This is a genomic window from Kiritimatiellales bacterium (assembly GCA_041656295.1).
In the GTDB taxonomy this organism is placed as follows: Bacteria; Verrucomicrobiota; Kiritimatiellia; order Kiritimatiellales; family Tichowtungiaceae; genus Tichowtungia.
This window is the reverse complement of record JBBADV010000001.1, coordinates 1-17477: the sequence shown is the minus strand read 5'-3', so window position 1 is coordinate 17477 and position 17477 is coordinate 1. Positions and strand designations below refer to the sequence as shown.

Genomic DNA, 17477 nt, shown 5'->3' with positions numbered 1-17477 from the left:
TGCCGTGTTATGGAAGAAAAAGGCGCTGGAATTCTTTCAGCGGCAGTTGACGGCCATAAGGGGTTTGTTCGTAAATTTCTGCATAAACGCAATTGCGGCCGGCTTTGCCGTAAAGTTCAATCAGTACATCGCGGGCATTGTCTGCCGCCTGCCGGTTTCTGGCACCCCAGATTTCATCCAGATAGCGCCGTTTTTCCATCCATGACCACTTATTGATGTTATTGAAATCCGGATGCCGTTGAATCCATGGCAGCCACTCGTAAAACTGAGATGTATGGCAATCGAGCAGTTTAAATTTATCATTGATGACCGGATCAATATTAACCGCAACATCAGGCCGGACCGGGCGCGGATCGGTAAACGGGTCACCGCAGTGTGCGTAGACCGGATTGACGGCCGGCGGCGGCGTATCAGGACAGTAATTCGGCACCTGCACCAGAAATGATGTGTCCAGCACCAGCTGAGCTGTGGTGCGATGATCCGCATGGTAATCACACAACCGGTGGGTAATCACCGCATCCGGAGAAAAATTACGGATAATCCGGGTAATTTCAGCCCGGTTGTTTAAGGTGTTTTCCAGTTCTGCGTCACGGTTGTTCATTACCTGATATTCGGTCAACCCCGCCAGTTTTGCAGCGGCCTGTGTTTCAGCATAGCGCCGGGAGATCAGTTCCATGCCGCGCTGGATATGGTGCCCGGCGCTGCCGTCCGTTAACGAAACAAATTTTACTTGATGCCCGGCGCTCGCGAGCTGGATCGCCAGTCCGCCGGTATATACATCCGGATCATCCGGATGTGCGCCGAAAATTAAAAACCGTCTGGCGGTGCTCATACAAATATTCTCCTTCAAATTTAAATCCGTTTTGTACTCATACAGATTGTTTTGCGCATACTATATTCATTTTGCAGATTCAGATTTTTTCATTTCAACTGCCCCGGCTGGTTGCGCGGCTGGCCGGTACTGCCGCGCACAACGAGTTCTCCGCGCATCCATGATTCCTGAATCCGGATATCATTTCCGGCGGTACCGGTGATCATCCGGTGAACCCATCGGGCGGCGGAGTAGCCGAGTTTTTTATTTGGAACGCGCATGACCGTGAGCGGCGGATTCAAATAGGCTGCTTCCGGCGCATCGTCGAATGCAATCAGCGATACCTGCTGTGGAATTGAAATTCCGAGGTGATAAAATGCATGCATTGCGCCGATCGCTGCGCGTGAGCCCATCACCAGCAGGGCGGTAATTTCCGGTTTCCGGCGGAATAAATCTGTCACGCAGCTATGTCCAAATACCAGACCGTCAATTTCATAATCAGCCTGAATAATATAATCAGGATTTGGCTGGAGTCCGGCGCGTTCCAGTGCTTTTCGGTAACCATTAACGCGCTTTGTGCCGATCGGCGTTGACAGTACGGCGATATTCCGGTGTCCGAGCTGCAGCAGATAGTCAATTGCCTGTTCGGCAGCCTGAGAGTTGTCGATTGACAGTTGCCGCTGCGGGTTACAATGGTCAGTCAGCAGGCTGCAATATGGAAATTCATGGCGGTCAAGTTCCCGCCAAAAAAAACAGTCTTTATTGATGTTAATTAAAACCGCCCCGTTGACGTTCCGCTTACCAAGCTGTCGTTGCAGCGTTCCGTTATTCAACTGTTCAGCGCTGTCGTTAAGGATTGAAAATTCCAGTTCATGCTCCTGCAGATACTCCATCATTCCCTGCATTACAGCGATCGTGTAGGGGGTAAAGCAGTTATCCTGTATGCCGGTCGTCTGTAATACCGCGCAGATATTCGTACTGCGCGAGACGAACGGGCGCAGGGTAAAGTCCTGTTCGGCAGCTTTCCGGCGGACGAGTGCGGCGGTTTCAGCGTTAATATTCGGAGAATTATTCAGCGCTTTACTGATGGTTGACGGGCTGAGATTTAATTCTTTGGCTAGCGTATAAATAGTTGTTTTTTTCATTTCTTCCCGAAAATACACTGTATTCCTATTCAATTCAATAGCAGTTAAAACTTTTCAGAAACATTCGTCAACAAACTAAAATAAAAAATCAATATTATCATAAAAATTTTTGCACCATTGTATTGACATGATGATAAATAATTAATACCTTTCTTGAAATTGGATGATATTTTATTTATGAAAATGCAATTTACATAAAACGAAACATTATTAAATAAAGCATACAGCTATCAAGAATGGCACCCGTACTCTGGCGAGGAGAAAGGAAAAGATGAGATCGAATTATATGCTGCCGATTAAGAAGAATCTTCTTTTGCCCTTGTGTGTATTGTTTTATACAGCTTTATTCGGATTTTCGTTCGAATTTTCTTCAGTGCAAAAACCATTGCAACTGCTTCTGCACCTCTCATTTGAGAATGATAATTATATTGAATATTCTTTTACCGGTGCGGCTGCGTATGCGGATTATCCAGAGTTTGCAGAGGGATACCAAGGCCGGGGGCTTTCCGTTTTCCGAAAGGGCGAAAACGTAATGATTGCGGATGTGGATAATCTGGACAAAGAGCAGGGGACACTCTCGTTCTGGTATCGCCCGGAATCGCTGGATCTTACAGATATTGATCTGGGGCTTTTTCTGTGCGGAACAGAAGAGTTTAAAAATCCCAATGTAATGAAAGTTTTAATCACGCGGACAGGTCAATTGCGATTTGAGATTGATCATGAGCAGGCGTGTCTGACCAGTGTCCGGAGCTGGATTCCCGGTGAATGGGTGCATATTGCCTGTTTGTGGAATTATAAAGAGGGGTTACAGATTTATGTAAACGGTGAAAAAGTCCGGGAAAATCCAAAAACCTGGACACCGCGCAAGAACGGTCAGATCCATATTGGACGATCTGTGACCTGGCGCGGTGAGCATTATGCGCGCGGCGTGATTGATGATGTGAAAGTGTACAATCGTCCGCTGACCGCCCAGGAAGTAAAAACAGAGTTTGCGGGACAATTAAAAACGGCGCGCGCTCCGTTGCAGGAAAAAACAGTTCAGGATGAGGTTCCTAAGCGCCTGTTCAAGCTGTCATTTTTAACCGGTAACGAGGCGGATGAATCAGCCGGCGCCTCCCGGCCGCTTACTATACAGAATATAAAAGCAGCGCCCGGTCTTATAGGAAACGGCGCACAGCTTGATAAAAATTCACAGCTCGATTTTTCCGGAAAAGATAATATTTCCAGCAGAAAAGGTTCGGTTGCAATGTGGATTAAGCTGAACTGGGAGCCGGAAGGAAACGGCTGGCATATCAGCCGCGCCGGCGCCGATGCGGAAGGTGAGCGTCATACAGTATTCACTGCCGAAGCGGGCAGCCAGCGTCTCCGGTTCCTCCTGTCGAACTTTATCCGGCTTAAATGGTCGTCGGGTAATGACATTTATGCCAGCGGAAACCGGCAGATTATGAAGGATACCTGGCACCATTATGTGATCACCTGGGACAGCGATTCCGGTTTGGCTCGAGTGTATCTTGACGGAAAGTTTTTATGTGTCTCTTCTATTTTCGAACCGCTCAGGAAACCCATTACGAAATTCAGTTTTGCTGAAATCGACGGTGTTCTGGATGAAGTGTCAATTTACAATTATGCGCTGAGTCATGCGGATGTAATGAAGATTTATTACCAGGAGGCGGGGCTTAATATTGATCTGCTGGATTATGCAGCATTCGCCGGGAAAGATAATTCTATACGTCTGAAATTTATTAATGGCGGGGATCAACAGGTGGATACTTCTTTCCAGATGATGATTCATCCTGCCGGAAGCAGCGCCATTCAGACTGAAGAAATTCCGGTGACGCTGGATGCGGGGAAGGAATGCGTCATTCCCGTTAACGTTGCGCCTCCTGTTGCCGGGCTTTACCGGTTGAATCTATTGAATTCCAGCGGCCGGCAGATCCGGTCGTATGAAATTGTTGCAATCGATCAATCGCCGGCTCAGCTAGCAAGACCGCCACTGGCTCCCGGAGAAGCCGCTGCAATGACGCTGATTGAACAGATTGACTGCACAGCCGATATTGGGCCGGAAAAATACCGGGACGACGGACATGTTTCAGTTCAGTACAAAACGGTTGGGGCTTATCGCGAAGCGCTCAATGAAGCATTCAGTGGATTTGCCTACCGGATGGAGCCATTAAAAAATCCCGGCAGACCGCACTGGCTGGAAATTTATTATCCGGATGATGCCGCCCGGACATTCATGGTGGCAGTGTTTCAGGAAAAGGATGGTCATGTCAGTGCGCAAGGACTGGATACGGTGGGAATCATCAGCGGAGGTGATCACCTGTTAAGCGGAACAATGCAGATGAAGCGGCTTCTGTTCTGGCCGGATTCAACCAATATTATGGTCGGCTGTTATAACTACCATAAATATGAAGGACAAAACGGACCGGCATTGGCTGAAATCCGTTTATATGAAAATGCCGGCCCGCTGCCGGAACGGCAGGTTGAACTGGCTGGAGGTTTGCCGCGCCGGACGATCGGGCTGTGGGACGAGGATCCGTCGATGGGAGGGACAGAATGGTTTAACCTTGTTTCTCAATATGATCAGGTTCGCTTGAACAATTTCTGGGAAACAAAATGGAACCGGACCATTGATTATCTGAATTACAGCGGACAGAATTTGTGGCACATGCTCGTAACCAGTTACGAGGGGGATACAGCGCTTAACAGCAACCAGATTTCAGCATCCTGGCGGATGTCATCCCGCGGCTGGATTCCCGGCTGGGCGGATCTCGGCGCGTTAATGCTGAACCGCAACGGGACTGTATTTTACGCCGCCTTAAACAGCCAAACCACGTATAAAGGCGGGAAAATGCCGGGAGCGATCGCCAAGCTGATTCCGGAAGAGTATTTGCGCACGAAAAACACGATGGAAGAGATTATTTCCGGAGACAATCCTCTAATCGTGGATTGCATCGCTGCGGATGATTATTTCGCAGACAATTACGACCCATTGAATCCGGTCGTGCAGAAAGCGTTTGAAACGCAGGTGCGCTTGTATGCTGAAAAATTCGGGCAGTATTCCAATTTTGGCGGAGTTAATTTTCTTCCCAGTAACCATGACAACAGAGGGCGACCGTATTTTGCTGATTTGCAGCAAGGATACAGCGATTATAATATACAGCGTTTTGAAGCGGACACCGGAATCAACGTAGATGTGGATGCATCTCTTCGGCGCCGGTTCAGCGCGCGGTATGACTGGCTGATGCAGAATGCGCGGGAAGAGTGGATTAACTGGCGCTGTAAAAAATTCCGCGAATTTTATAAACATCTCGCCGGAATTATCCGCAGCTATAATCCGGACGCAAAACTGCTTATCTCGCTGGCGGGATATAACGGTGCGTTTGCGATGGAGAATCGCGACTGGCCGCTTTCGGACGATGGATTGAACCGTTACTGGAAAGAATGCGGCATAGACTTTGCGCTTTACAAAGATGATTCAGATATTGCTCTGCTTCCTGTAATTACGCCGGAAAGCGGCCGTATCCGGCCGCACAGATTTGAAGCGACGTACCGGTATGACTGTTTTAATCCGGCCGTGGATGCGCTGGTGTCGTCACACAAGGAACGCGGTAAATTTATCTCCTATTTTTCAAATCTCGAATTCCTGCCGTGGCACGAGATCGGAATCCCATCCTACTGGTGGTCTTTCGGTGCGTGGGAGGGCCGGGTGAACGGTCCGATTCACGCATTTGCAAATGTAGTTCCTTCTCAGGAGTACATGCGCGAATACATGGCAGACACCTTGGCCAATCAGGATGCGCACCGGATTATTCACGGCTGGTGGGGCTGTCCGGATAACGGCGGCATTGATGAATTTTCAAAATTTTATGCCAGCTACCGTTCGATTCCGGCGTTTGATTTTATGGATCTGCCCGGAGCTGAAGATCCGGTGAGAGTCCGTTATTACAATGCCGGAAATCAAAGCTGGATCTATTTTGTCAACCGCCTGCCGAATGCAATGCCGTGTGTGTTGCGCCTCACGGATAACGCGCCGCTGAGAGCGACGATCAGCAATCGCGAATTTACAGTAAACAGTTCCGGTGAATTCGAAATTACACTCGCGCCGTTCGAAGTACTCTGTTTAACGCGAACTCAACCCATCATGCCGGAAAATTTCGCCTGCCGTGTTCCGGCGGAAATGGGTGAGATGCTTAGAACTGTGATAGAAAAAATGCAGACGGCATATAGCGCAATGCGCGTTGAACCGGAAGAGGCCGCCATTTTGGAAGCGCTTCTTCGCAAATTAAATCTGGCGTATATCGCGGGACGTTATGCAGAAGTTGGGCATCTGCTGCAAAGCATTCCGGCGCAGAAAATCAAAGCGGCTGAAAATATCACCAGAAGCACCGTTGATTTCAGCGCCTTCACTGCCGGCGCGGTTTCAGCCGTGGCAGGCTGGGATATCACTGTAAAGGGCGGCGGGAGCGCAGTCATTGCAAAGAACGGCGCAGGTGTCAACGTACTGCGGCTGAATTCAATCGCGACTTCAGACGTGGCGATGCTCAGTTCACAGCAGACATTTAAACTGTCCGACGCCTGGTCGGTTTCAGTTGACTTCGCTATGACGACCAACGGCGCCACCGGTCCTGTTTTCTTTGGCGTATATAATGCGGCTGTGGTGGACGCGGATGGTCTTACTGGAGGGGAAGCCGGGAATACCGGCGGCACCGACGTGCGGGGCGCGACTGCAATGATGACCCGTCCTACCGGTAATGTCTCACTAATTTACACAGACAATAATGAGAGAAAAAATCCGGCGCAATTGACACTTAACGGCGGCTTAGATGTGACGGGCGCTACGCGCTACACATATACGGTTGAGTGCGATGGCGTCAACGTAACCGCGACGCTGAAAAACGGCGCTGAGACGATGGTGTCGACCACGCGCACGATTGGATCGTTCGGTTCAAATATTTCCGCCGATGCCCTGAAATTTGCACTCGGAGATGTGACAAACAACGATACAAAAGGATGGAACGCTGATGTATACAGTATTGAAACAGCAACATTTTAAAAAGAGGACTGCAGGGTTCAGCTTATAAAAGAAACACTGCATTAAATTGATGAATTTTGAAAAACCAATCGCGCCTGCAGCATTTATATTTCCGGTACATCCGAGGGACGGATGCCGGCAGATAAATGGCGCAGGCATAACTACAACCAACCCAAAAGGAGGCAGGAATGAATAAAAGTATTCGTTTACTTGCAACAGTAATCGCGGCAACGGTTGCCGCACATCACGGATCAGCCGGAATGGTTGATTTCAGCACCTTCACTACCGGCGCGGTTTCGACCGTAGCGGGGTGGGATATCACTGTAACAGGCGACGGGACCGCCGTCATTGCGACGGACGGCTTGGGTGTCAACGTACTGCGGCTGAATTCGGTCGAGAATACAGACGTGGCGATGCTCAGTTCACAGCAGACATTTAAACTGTCCGACGCCTGGTCGGTTTCAGTTGACTTCGCTCTGACGTCCACCCCCGCCACCAGTCCTGTTTTTATGGGCATATATAACGCGACCGTGGTGGACGCGGATGGTCTTACTGGAGCGGAGGCCGGGAATACCGCCAGCACCGACGTGCGGGGTGCGACCGCACTGCTGGCCCGTCCTAACGGTAATGTCTCTTTAATGTACGCAGAAAATAATGAGAGAAAACTTCCGGGATGGGCGACGCTTGCCGGCGCTTTAGATCTGACAGGTGCTACGAAGTATACGTATACGCTTGAGTGCGACGGCATCAACGTGATTACGACGCTGAAAAATGGCGTCACGACAATGCTGTCGACCACGAATGCGATTGGATCTTTCGGTTCAAATATTACCGGCGATGCTCTGAAATTTGCGCTCGGAGATGTGATAAACCACGAAACAAAAGGATGGAACGTTGATGTATACAGTATTGAAACAATCCCGGAAGCGGGAACGGTCAGTTTATTAATTATTTCAGCAATTACCGGACTTGCCGGCCGTAAATTGATTGGCCGGTAGAAGGGAAAAGTCCACCGGTGTTTTTAAATTTCAGGAGAAAGTCATGAGGAAGCTGAAACAGATACAGACAGTTTCTTGCCTGCTATTTGCCGGAGTTTCAATCTTCGGGGCACCGGTGGATTTTAATAATTATACGATCGGGAAAATTGCATCGACCGGTACGTTCTCAACCAATCTGCTGGATTCGGCAGGAAGCAACTCCGGATTTGTGCTTAATGGAACCGGGAGTTACGAATTGTCGGTGGAAAGTGCCGGCGGAGGAAAAAATCTGCAACTGATTTCACGGACGGCACCTTCCACCGCGTGGATTGCCTCGGAGAAGCCGTTGGCGCTGGACGAAAACTGGAAAATTTCAATTGAGTTTTCGCTGAGCGGCTCACCAAGCGGACCGGTATTGTTCGGCTTGTATGCCGCCGGTTCAACCGATAAAAAAGGCGCGTATGCCGAAAAAAGTCTGTTTTCTTTCGGCAGCAGTGATAATCGCGGAATTGCGACCGTTGTGCAGGCAGTGATCCGTCCGGCCGGTAACTTTACATTTAATTTCATAGATTCGGGCGGTGTCCCCCGTTCTCCGGGGGATGCCCCGAACGTTGATTTGCAAGGCCGGACAGCATATCGGATTGAATTCGAATGCGATGCTAAAATCATCGTCGCCACATTGCGGCAGGCGGACGGAAAATCGCTGTATCAGCGCCGGATTAATATTTCTGATGCCGCCGGGCGCGCAATTCGTGCAGTAGATTTTGCCGCTGGAGATATTATCAACAACGGCACCCTGGGCTGGAATATTAGTATTTCAGGCATCGAGTTCACTGCGAACTGATTGCGGCAAAACAGAGGCAAAAAATAAGCAATGCTGTTAAGGGCATACGGAAGGATTTTGTCTGAATGAAAGCAAATGAGCTGCTGGCATGCCTGGCGCTGCCGCTGTTGCCGGCGGTTGCGTATGAACGTCCGAATATTCTTTTAATCGTTGCAGATGATCAGGGCAGCGGTGATATCGGATATAATAATCCCCTGGTGCATACGCCGAACATTGACCGTCTCGCCGGCGAATCCGCGGTATTCACCGATTTTATTTCCGCTCCGGCCTGTGCGCCGGCACGCACCGCACTGCTGACAGGGCGCAATCATTTTCATGCCGGTGTATGGGGCGTGCGTTCGCGTGCATACATTAATCGCGACGAAGTCTTACTGCCGGAATATTTCCGGCGGGCAGGATACCGCACCGCACACTTTGGAAAATGGGATACACGTGCGCCGGAATTCCGCACATATAATACCGGATACACGGAAAGCGGAGTTCTTGTTACAGAATACGCACATCAAAATCCGGTGTTAGATTTTGACGGAATAATGCAGGAGTTTTCCGGTTGGACCAGCGACATCCTTGCAGATTTAACCATCCGGTTTATTGAACGGAATGCTGCCGCCGGAGAACCGTGGCTGGCTGTAACGGCATTTATTGCACCGCATTCACCCTGGGTTTCTGCGCCGGAATTTTCCGCGCCGCTGCGGCAAAAAGGCTATTCAAAACCGCTGGCGGAACTGTACGGAATGATTGAACAGATGGATGCCGCCGCCGGAAAAATTTTTACAGCGCTTGACCGGCTTGGACAAACGGATAACACACTGGTTATTTATATGAGTGATAACGGCGCCACGCCGGTTTGTCCGCGTACCGGCGGCACGCCGATGGATGGCGCTGATTGGGAAAACCGCAATCCGTTCAATCTGCGCGGGCGTAAATCTGAGCTTTGGGAAAACGGAATCCGCGTGCCGTTTTTTGTACACTGGCCGGCAAAAATTCCGGCCGGCGAGCGGGCACAGCTCGGAGCGGTAGAGGATATTCTGCCAACCATCCTCGACCTTGCCGGCATTTCAGATGAAATTGTGCCGGGACATCTGCCGTTTCAAGGGCTGAGCTTAAAGCCGGTGTTAATGAATCCGCAGCTGCCGGATCAGGAGCGGGCATATTTTCGTCTGCCGATTGCACCGCCGGGTATGCCGCTGCCGATGGAACGTGACAGGATCGGTATAATTAACGATCTTTCCGAAACGGATTATACAAAAGATGTTCATGCTGTACTTTATACGCCGGAATATAAATTCCATCATCTGCCGGGCGGTGCAGTCGAGTTGTATGATGCCAAAACCGATGCGCCGGAATCGAATAACCTTTCCGGTAAATTGCCGCAGCTCACCGCAGCATTCGCGGAGGACTGCCGGCAGCAGTGGAATCGTCTGGTGAACAGTTCACGCCGTACATTAACCATGCCGTACTTTTTGATCGGTGATCCACGCTATAAAAACACCGCCAGCGGCAACCTGACAGATTTTATTCTGCCGGATACCATCCCGGGGGATGCACCATTAAAAGTATTCGGCAATGCCCGCTCACCGTATTCTTATCACGGCAAATCCGGCGGATTTGCGGCACCGGAAGACTCTGTTGTGTTCGGAGCAGAAGTGATTACTGCCGGAAAATACCGCGTGATCGTAACGGGTAAAAATTTCTCTAAAAGCCTGCCGATTGTGTTGAATGTTGTCGGAAATAAAAGTGGAAGCGGCTGCCAGCCTCTGGCCAGCGGCAGGGATGCCGCTTCCACATTTACAACTGGAAAAAATTGTGGTGCAGGCATTCCTGCCTGCGAAAAGGGCAGGCAGGAATGCCTGCCCCACATTTCCACCGATACCGAACTGGATTTCGGCGAATTGTTTTTTGACGCGGGGAAACACGAACTGCATTTTTCTGGAACCGGTGAAAAAGCTGATGCAGAAGAAGCTCTTATTACACTGATAGAATTCCGTTCCTCAGAAAAAATATTGTCTGATACGGAGTGTTTTCTAAAAGGGATGACGGATGAGCAAAAGAATTTTTAATTGCACTGCCGTTGCTGCCATGGGAGCACTTTTTGCCGGTTGTTGTAAAAAAGAGTATACTGAACAACCGAACTTCATTGTTTTATTGGCGGATGACATGGGGTACGCCGATTTAAGCTGCTTTGAGTCAGAGAAAAATGTAACGCCTCAACTTGACCGGATGGCGGCGGAAGGAATGAAGTTTACTTCATTTTATGCGGCGGCGTCCGTCTCTTCTCCGTCGCGTGCGGCTTTGATGACTGGACGATATCCTAAACGCGAGGGGCTGCATATCGGAGTGTTTTTCCCGGATTCAGCAAGCGGAATCGGACCGGCGGAAACGACGATTGCATCATTGCTCCGTTCGGCAGGATATACAACCGCCTGTATCGGGAAGTGGCACCTTGGACATCGCCCTGAACATCTGCCGACCTCAAACGGATTTGATCTGTTTTTCGGTGTTCCTTACAGTACGGATATGGACTCCCATGACAGTCCTGAGGCAATGGCGGCAAAAGTCTCTGTAACAAATCTTGATGAGACCTGGCGGAGCAGCCGTAATGAAAGCTGGCGGCAATGGGATATCCCGCTCATCCGGAACACAACTGTTATTGAGCAGCCGGTTGATCTTACCGGATTAACACAGCGGTTTACCACCGAGGCAATTTCATTTATCCGCAAAAGCCGGAAGCATCCATTTTTTCTTATGCTTGCGTATACGACGCCTCACGTCCCGTTATTCGTCTCAGAATCATTTTATGAGCCGGATGTTGACAGTGCCTACCGTCAGACGATTGCAGAAATTGATGACTCTGTCGGACAGGTTTTAGAGGAATTGAGAAAAACAGGATTAGATAAAAACACATACGTTATCTTTACTTCCGACAACGGCCCCTGGCTTGAAAAAAAACATCATGGCGGCAGTGCGCATCCATTTCGTGCCGGAAAACGTACAAGCTATGAAGGCGGACACCGCGTGCCTTGTATTGCCTGGTCGCCGCACTATATTCCGGCAAATACGGTTTGCGACCAACTGGCGACCCTGATGGATTTTGTGCCCACATTCACAGCACTTGCTGCTGCTCCGCTGCCGGAAGATAGAGTATTTGACGGGAAAAACATCGTCGCACTGCTGTCCGGGGCAAACGATGCTCAATTACCGCACGATACATTTTTTTATTACGCATCCCGTGGCGCAATATCCGGTGTCCGGCATGAGAATTGGAAGCTGAAATTCGAAAACAACCAGCCGGAACTTTATAACCTTAGTACAGATATTGGCGAACAGAATAACCTGGCTGCGGTGTATCCGGAAAAAGTTAATGAATTAAAAAATGCGATGCTGCTGTTTGACCGGCAGCTGGAAGAAAACTGTAAAAAAGAAAGGTATTTGCAATGAGTATATTTACCCGCAATGAAAATAATCCGGTGATTGCTCCGCAGGATATGCCGCCGGATGTAATGTATGTGCTGAATCCCGGCGCGATTAAACACAACGGCGAATATATTGTGATGATGGATGCCGCTGTAGCGTCCGGACCGATTGTGTTCTGGCTGGCGCGCAGCAAAGATGGTGTAAAATTTACAGTGGATCCGGAACCGGTGGACTGGCCGGGCTTTGAGCCGGGTTATACTGAGAAGTGCGTGTATGATCCGCGCATTACAAAAATCGGGGATGACTATTTCATTATGTATGCCAGTACTTCTATTGAATACGGCATCAGTCTCGGATTAGTGAAGACAAGAGATTTCGTAAGTTATGAACGTATTGAGCAGGAACGCACGCCCGCACCGATCCGCAACGGCGTTTTGTTCCCGGAAAAAATTAACGGACGCCACGTGCGTCTCGACCGTCCGATGGGCGACCCGCGCGGGCCGTCAATGATGTATCTCAGTTATTCAGACGATCTGGTTCATTGGCGTGATTCAGTTCCGTTGATGGATGTACGCCCGTCGCTATGGGACCGGCATAAAATCGGCGGCGGTGCGGTTCCGCTTAAAACGGAAAAAGGCTGGCTGGAAATTTATCACGGCGTCGGCGACACCTGTAACGGGCTGATTTACTGCCTTGGTGTCTGCATGCTGGATTTGAACGATCCATCGAAAGTGATTGCTCGCGGTGAAGATGCGGTGCTGTGGCCGGCGGAACTGTATGAGCAGGTCGGCCGCGTGCCGAATGTGGTGTTCACCTGCAATGCAATTCCGGAGGATGACGGCAGCGTGAAAATTTATTACGGTGCGGCGGATACCTGCATCGGTCTTGCCGAAGCGCAGCTCGGCGATCTGATTGACGCCTGTTACCGTAAAAACCGGCACATCACAAAAGTGTTTGGAGCACAATAATGATGAAACCGGCGAATGATTTCCGTCGAAACTTCTCCAGCGGTCTATGAAATACCGAATCAGATCCTGAAAGCAGCTTTATTGGGAGAGTGAAAATAAAAAAAATAATTCAGCGCCGGATTTTTTCAGGTCAGACCGCGGATAACGCGGATATAAACGGATGGAAAAATTTAACAGAAGGACGCAACGGAACGCGAAGGAATCTTTTTTTTGATGGAGGGTCGCAGGCCTCTGCGACCGCGGATGCCGAGGCCGGCATCCCTCCAGTCATTCATCGTTCACCTTCATTTCCTTCTGTAAAAAGCCTCCTTCTTCTCCGCGCCTTTGCGCGCAGATTTTTTCCGCGCAAAGCTGCTGAGCTCATTTCATCTATTGCCTCGTGCCTCTTCCCGATTTCATTTTTTGGGAAAACGCCGGCATTAGCGTCGATTCGTGTTAATTCGTGGTTTGAATTTTATCCGTTTATATCCGCGTTATCCGCGGTTCAATCTCTGCGAAACCGCAAAACAATCGCCGCAGAATTTTTTTTGGCGACGGCGGCCTCGTCGTTCGCGATGTCCGGCACAAAAACAGAAATGCCGGAACGCCCGAATATTCTGTTAATCGTAACGGATGATTCCGGCTACACCGATCTCGGCTGTTACGGCGGTGAAATTGATACGCCGAATATTGATGCGCTGGGTCGCGCCGGAATGCGCTTCCGCAATTTTTATACGAACGGACGGTGCAGCCCGACGCGTGCGTCGATTATGACCGGCCGTGACTGCTCGGCAGTCGGTTTTGCTGCCGGAACACTCGGCGGATGGGATCGTGAACTGCAGCGTCCGGCATATCGGGGGCGTCTGTCCGGCGAATTCCCGACAATTGCCGAAGTCATGAAATCCTCAGGATATCACACCATGATGGCGGGCAAGTGGCATCTCGGCGGCAGTCTGATGAAAGACAATCCGGCGCTGCAGGAACAGTGGAAAGCGGCGCATCCGGGCTGGGAATTAACGCCGGCGGAAATTGATGCGGAATATAACACGCTGCCGCTGCAGCGCGGATTCAACAAATTTTTCGGCATGATTGAGGGCGAAACGCATTTCTTTTTTACGCCGGAGGATCCGCAGGATTATGTAGAAGGCAATTGGCCGGCAACGATTCCGTACGACAAAATCTATTCCATGTTCTGTTACATCGAAAAACAGAATCCAAGGCGCTATAAAAGTACATTCACGCCGAACCACGGGAGAACCGCTAAAGCGTTTTATGATACGGACGGTTTAACAGATAGAGCTCTTGAAATGATTCGCGGCGCAACCGCAGAAAAAAATGCTCCGCCGTTCTTTATGTATTTGGCGTATCGTGCGCCGCATAAACCGCTGCAGGCGCCGCAGGAGATCGTTGAGAAATATTTAAAGCGTTATGATAATCTCGCCGGGGTTGAAAAGAGACGCGCAGAAGGGTTGGTGCGTGAAAATCTTCTTCCAACGGACGCGCACTATCACGAATTTGCAACCGCTGCCGGATTTGCCACCAACGGAATCGTTGCGCTGAAAACGCCGGAAAAGATTGAAGACTATAAACTCACGCTGGCGGTTCATGCTGCGATGCTGGATGTGGTGGATCAGAATATCGGCCGCATCGTGGATGAACTGAAAGCGCGCGGCGAATTTGACAATACGCTGATTATTTATCTCTCCGATAACGGCGCGGCGTCGCATGTCGCGGATATTTTAAACAAACCGTATTATGGCTGCAAATCGCTGCTGTGGGAGGGCGGATTAAAAACGCATCTGATTGCGCACTGGCCGGAACAGATTAAAGCCGGCAGCATCACTGACTCTATCGGCTGGGTCGGCGATTTTCTGCCGACATTCCTTGATATTGCCGGTGGAACCTATCCGAAAATTTTTAATGGAAAAGAGATTCCTGCACCGGATGGCCGCAGTCTTTTTCCGGTGTTTAAAGGCATAGAGATTTCGCCGCCGGAAATTCAATTTTTTAACGACAAAGGTCAGCAGGTGATCATTCAAAACGGGCGGTGGAAGCTGATTGTCGAGCCGAACAATTACAACATCTCGTCTAAAATTCCAGGGATACAATATGAGCTGTATGACCTGCAGAATGATCCGGCGGAATTTGTAAATCTCGAACAGCAGTTGCCGGAAAAAGTACAAGAGCTCGCATTACTGGGCATTACGTGGCAAAAAAAACATAATATTGTGGACTACGGAATTATTAAAAAAGAACTCGGAGAATAGATATATGTTAACAGGCGTATGATCGACCCTTGAGACATTCGTCATCACTGCACACAAGCGATAAGACAATAGAAAAAATATGAATTATAGCAAAATAGACAATATAACAAAAAATGCGGGTACCTTATCGTTCTGGAGGAAAACCGCCTTTGGCGTCGGTGGCACCGCGAATAATCTAATGCAGAACAGCATTAACAATATGGCCAGCCAGGTGTTTAATATTTTTCTCGGTGTAAATCCGGCGCTGGTCAGCCTCGGGATTTTTGCCGCGCGCCTCTGGGACGCATTCACCGATCCGGCGATGGGCGGAATTTCGGATAATACGCGCAGCCGTTTTGGACGCCGCCGCCCGTACATTTTCATCGGCGGGATTTTATCCGCACTGACGTATGTGCTGCTTTGGCGTGTGCCCGGCGGCTGGGACGAAACGGGCTATTTTTTATGGTTTATGATCGGCTCGATCCTGTTTTATACCTGTTATACAATTTTTTCAGTACCGTTTAGTGCTCTCAGCTATGAACTGAGTCCGGATTATAATGAGCGTACGCGCGTGATGGCGTTTACAGCCTTTTTTGCGGCACTGGCAGGGATTTCTATTCAATGGACATTCCGGTTGACACAGATGGACTGTTTCGAAAATACGCTGGACGGGATGCAGACGATTTCCCTGTTCTTTGCAGGAATTATGATTTTCGCTACTGCGATTCCGGCACTGACTTCAAAAGAACGGTTTGTGCGTAATCAGCGGAAAGAGCGAATCCCGCTGATTTCAAGTCTGCTGACGACATTAAAAAACCGGGTATTTCTTCTGCTGATCGGTGCTGTCATCTGTGCGTGTCTCGGACTGTTCATGATCGGTCAGCTCGGAATATACATTAATCTGTATTATGTATTTCCTGACAATGCAAAAGCCGCTGCAACGTATATGGGACTTGGCGGCATGATTTACCATTTAAGCGGCGGTATCACCGCAGCGCCGATTATCAGCTGGATATCATCAAAAATCGGCAAAAAGAAAACACTGATCGGCGGGCTGATTCTGGCGATGGCCGGTTCGGCGCTCAAGTATGTGATGTATGTTCCGGAATATCCGTGGCTGCAGTTTGTTGCTGCCATAATGATGTCGCCGGGACTTTCATGCCTGTGGATTCTCACGCCGTCGATGGTCGCCGATATTTGCGATGAAGATGAATTGCATACCGGAGTCCGGCGCGAAGGCATGTACAGTGCGATGTACAGCAACGTGATGAAAATCGGTGTATCGGTTGGGTTGCTGTTTGTCGGCGTGATTCTTAACGCCAGTGGATTCGACGCCAAACTCGGCGCGGCACAATCGCCGGAAGCCATTCAGTCAATGCGTATTTGCTTTTCTGCCATTCCGGTGGCAGGGCTGTTGTTAGCTATTTTATTTGTCAGCCGCTATCCAATCTCGAGTGAACGCGCCGCTGAAACACGCCGGAAACTGGAAGCGCGGCGTGCAGTCTAAATCTGGAGTGTAGTATAATGAAAAAACCGAATATCCTGTTTCTGTTCACCGACCAGCAGCGTTTTGACATGATTGCGGCGCTGGGCAATCCCGTTATAAAAACGCCAGCACTGGACCGGCTGGTACGCGAAGGCACCGCCTTTACGCGCGCCTATTCGCCATCGCCGGTTTGTATTTCCGGCCGTTGCAGCCTCATCACCGGACTGCCGGCACACGTTACGGACTGCACCGATAACGTTCCAATGCCGCAAAACCTCTCCAGCTTTATGGAGCTACTGAACGGCGGCGGCTATCAGACACACGGCATTGGCAAAATGCACTTTTCGCCGGACCCGCTGCGCATGTGGGGTTTTGAAAGCCGCGACCGGCATGAAGAGGTGTGGGGTGCAAGCGACAACGACTATGCCGCCTGGCTGCGCGAACACGGGTATTCATATGTGATCGAAGACGGCGGAATGCGCAGCGAATATTATTATATTCCCCAGCCGTCACAGTTTCCGGCAGAGGCGCACCAGTCAAGCTGGGTTGCCGACCGCTCGATTGATTTTTTA

General features: G+C 49.9%; 11 protein-coding genes. 9 read left to right on the top strand and 2 right to left on the bottom strand.

Annotated features, from left to right (window positions below; genetic code table 11):
• Positions 1-7: 7 nt before the first annotated feature.
• A complete protein-coding gene (locus WC959_00055; protein ID MFA5687539.1) occupies positions 8-832 on the bottom strand; it encodes a PIG-L family deacetylase in 825 nt (274 codons plus the stop codon).
• 89 nt (positions 833-921) lie between these two features.
• Positions 922-1956 (bottom strand): LacI family DNA-binding transcriptional regulator, encoded by a 1035-nt coding sequence (locus WC959_00050; GenBank protein MFA5687538.1) that lies wholly within the window; start codon positions 1954-1956, stop codon positions 922-924.
• A 271-nt stretch (positions 1957-2227) separates the two neighbouring features.
• Between WC959_00050 and WC959_00045 the strand changes: the two genes are divergently transcribed.
• The 9 genes from WC959_00045 to WC959_00005 all read left to right on the top strand — a co-directional run.
• Positions 2228-7012 (top strand): LamG-like jellyroll fold domain-containing protein, encoded by a 4785-nt coding sequence (locus tag WC959_00045; GenBank protein ID MFA5687537.1) that lies wholly within the window; start codon positions 2228-2230, stop codon positions 7010-7012.
• Between the two features lie 167 nt (positions 7013-7179).
• Complete coding sequence (locus WC959_00040; protein ID MFA5687536.1) at positions 7180-7989, top strand: hypothetical protein; 810 nt, start codon at positions 7180-7182, stop codon at positions 7987-7989.
• Between the two features lie 43 nt (positions 7990-8032).
• Positions 8033-8812: a hypothetical protein gene (locus WC959_00035; protein ID MFA5687535.1), complete on the top strand. Its 780-nt coding sequence runs from the start codon at positions 8033-8035 to the stop codon at positions 8810-8812.
• A gap of 65 nt (positions 8813-8877) precedes the next feature.
• On the top strand, positions 8878-10872 hold the full coding sequence (locus WC959_00030; GenBank protein ID MFA5687534.1) for a sulfatase-like hydrolase/transferase: 1995 nt from the start codon (positions 8878-8880) through the stop codon (positions 10870-10872).
• Positions 10853-12250, top strand: coding sequence for a sulfatase (locus WC959_00025; protein MFA5687533.1), 1398 nt, complete (start codon positions 10853-10855; stop codon positions 12248-12250). The genes WC959_00030 and WC959_00025 overlap by 20 nt, the downstream gene beginning before the upstream one ends.
• Positions 12247-13194, top strand: coding sequence for a glycoside hydrolase family 130 protein (locus WC959_00020; protein MFA5687532.1), 948 nt, complete (start codon positions 12247-12249; stop codon positions 13192-13194). The genes WC959_00025 and WC959_00020 overlap by 4 nt, the downstream gene beginning before the upstream one ends.
• A 527-nt stretch (positions 13195-13721) precedes the next feature.
• Positions 13722-15440, top strand: a complete 1719-nt coding sequence (locus WC959_00015) for a sulfatase-like hydrolase/transferase (GenBank protein MFA5687531.1) — start codon at positions 13722-13724, stop codon at positions 15438-15440.
• A gap of 79 nt (positions 15441-15519) precedes the next feature.
• A complete protein-coding gene (locus WC959_00010; protein MFA5687530.1) occupies positions 15520-16926 on the top strand; it encodes an MFS transporter in 1407 nt (468 codons plus the stop codon).
• Positions 16927-16943: 17 nt separating this feature from the next.
• A partial coding sequence (locus WC959_00005; protein ID MFA5687529.1) for a sulfatase-like hydrolase/transferase occupies positions 16944-17477 on the top strand: 534 nt, incomplete at its 3' end.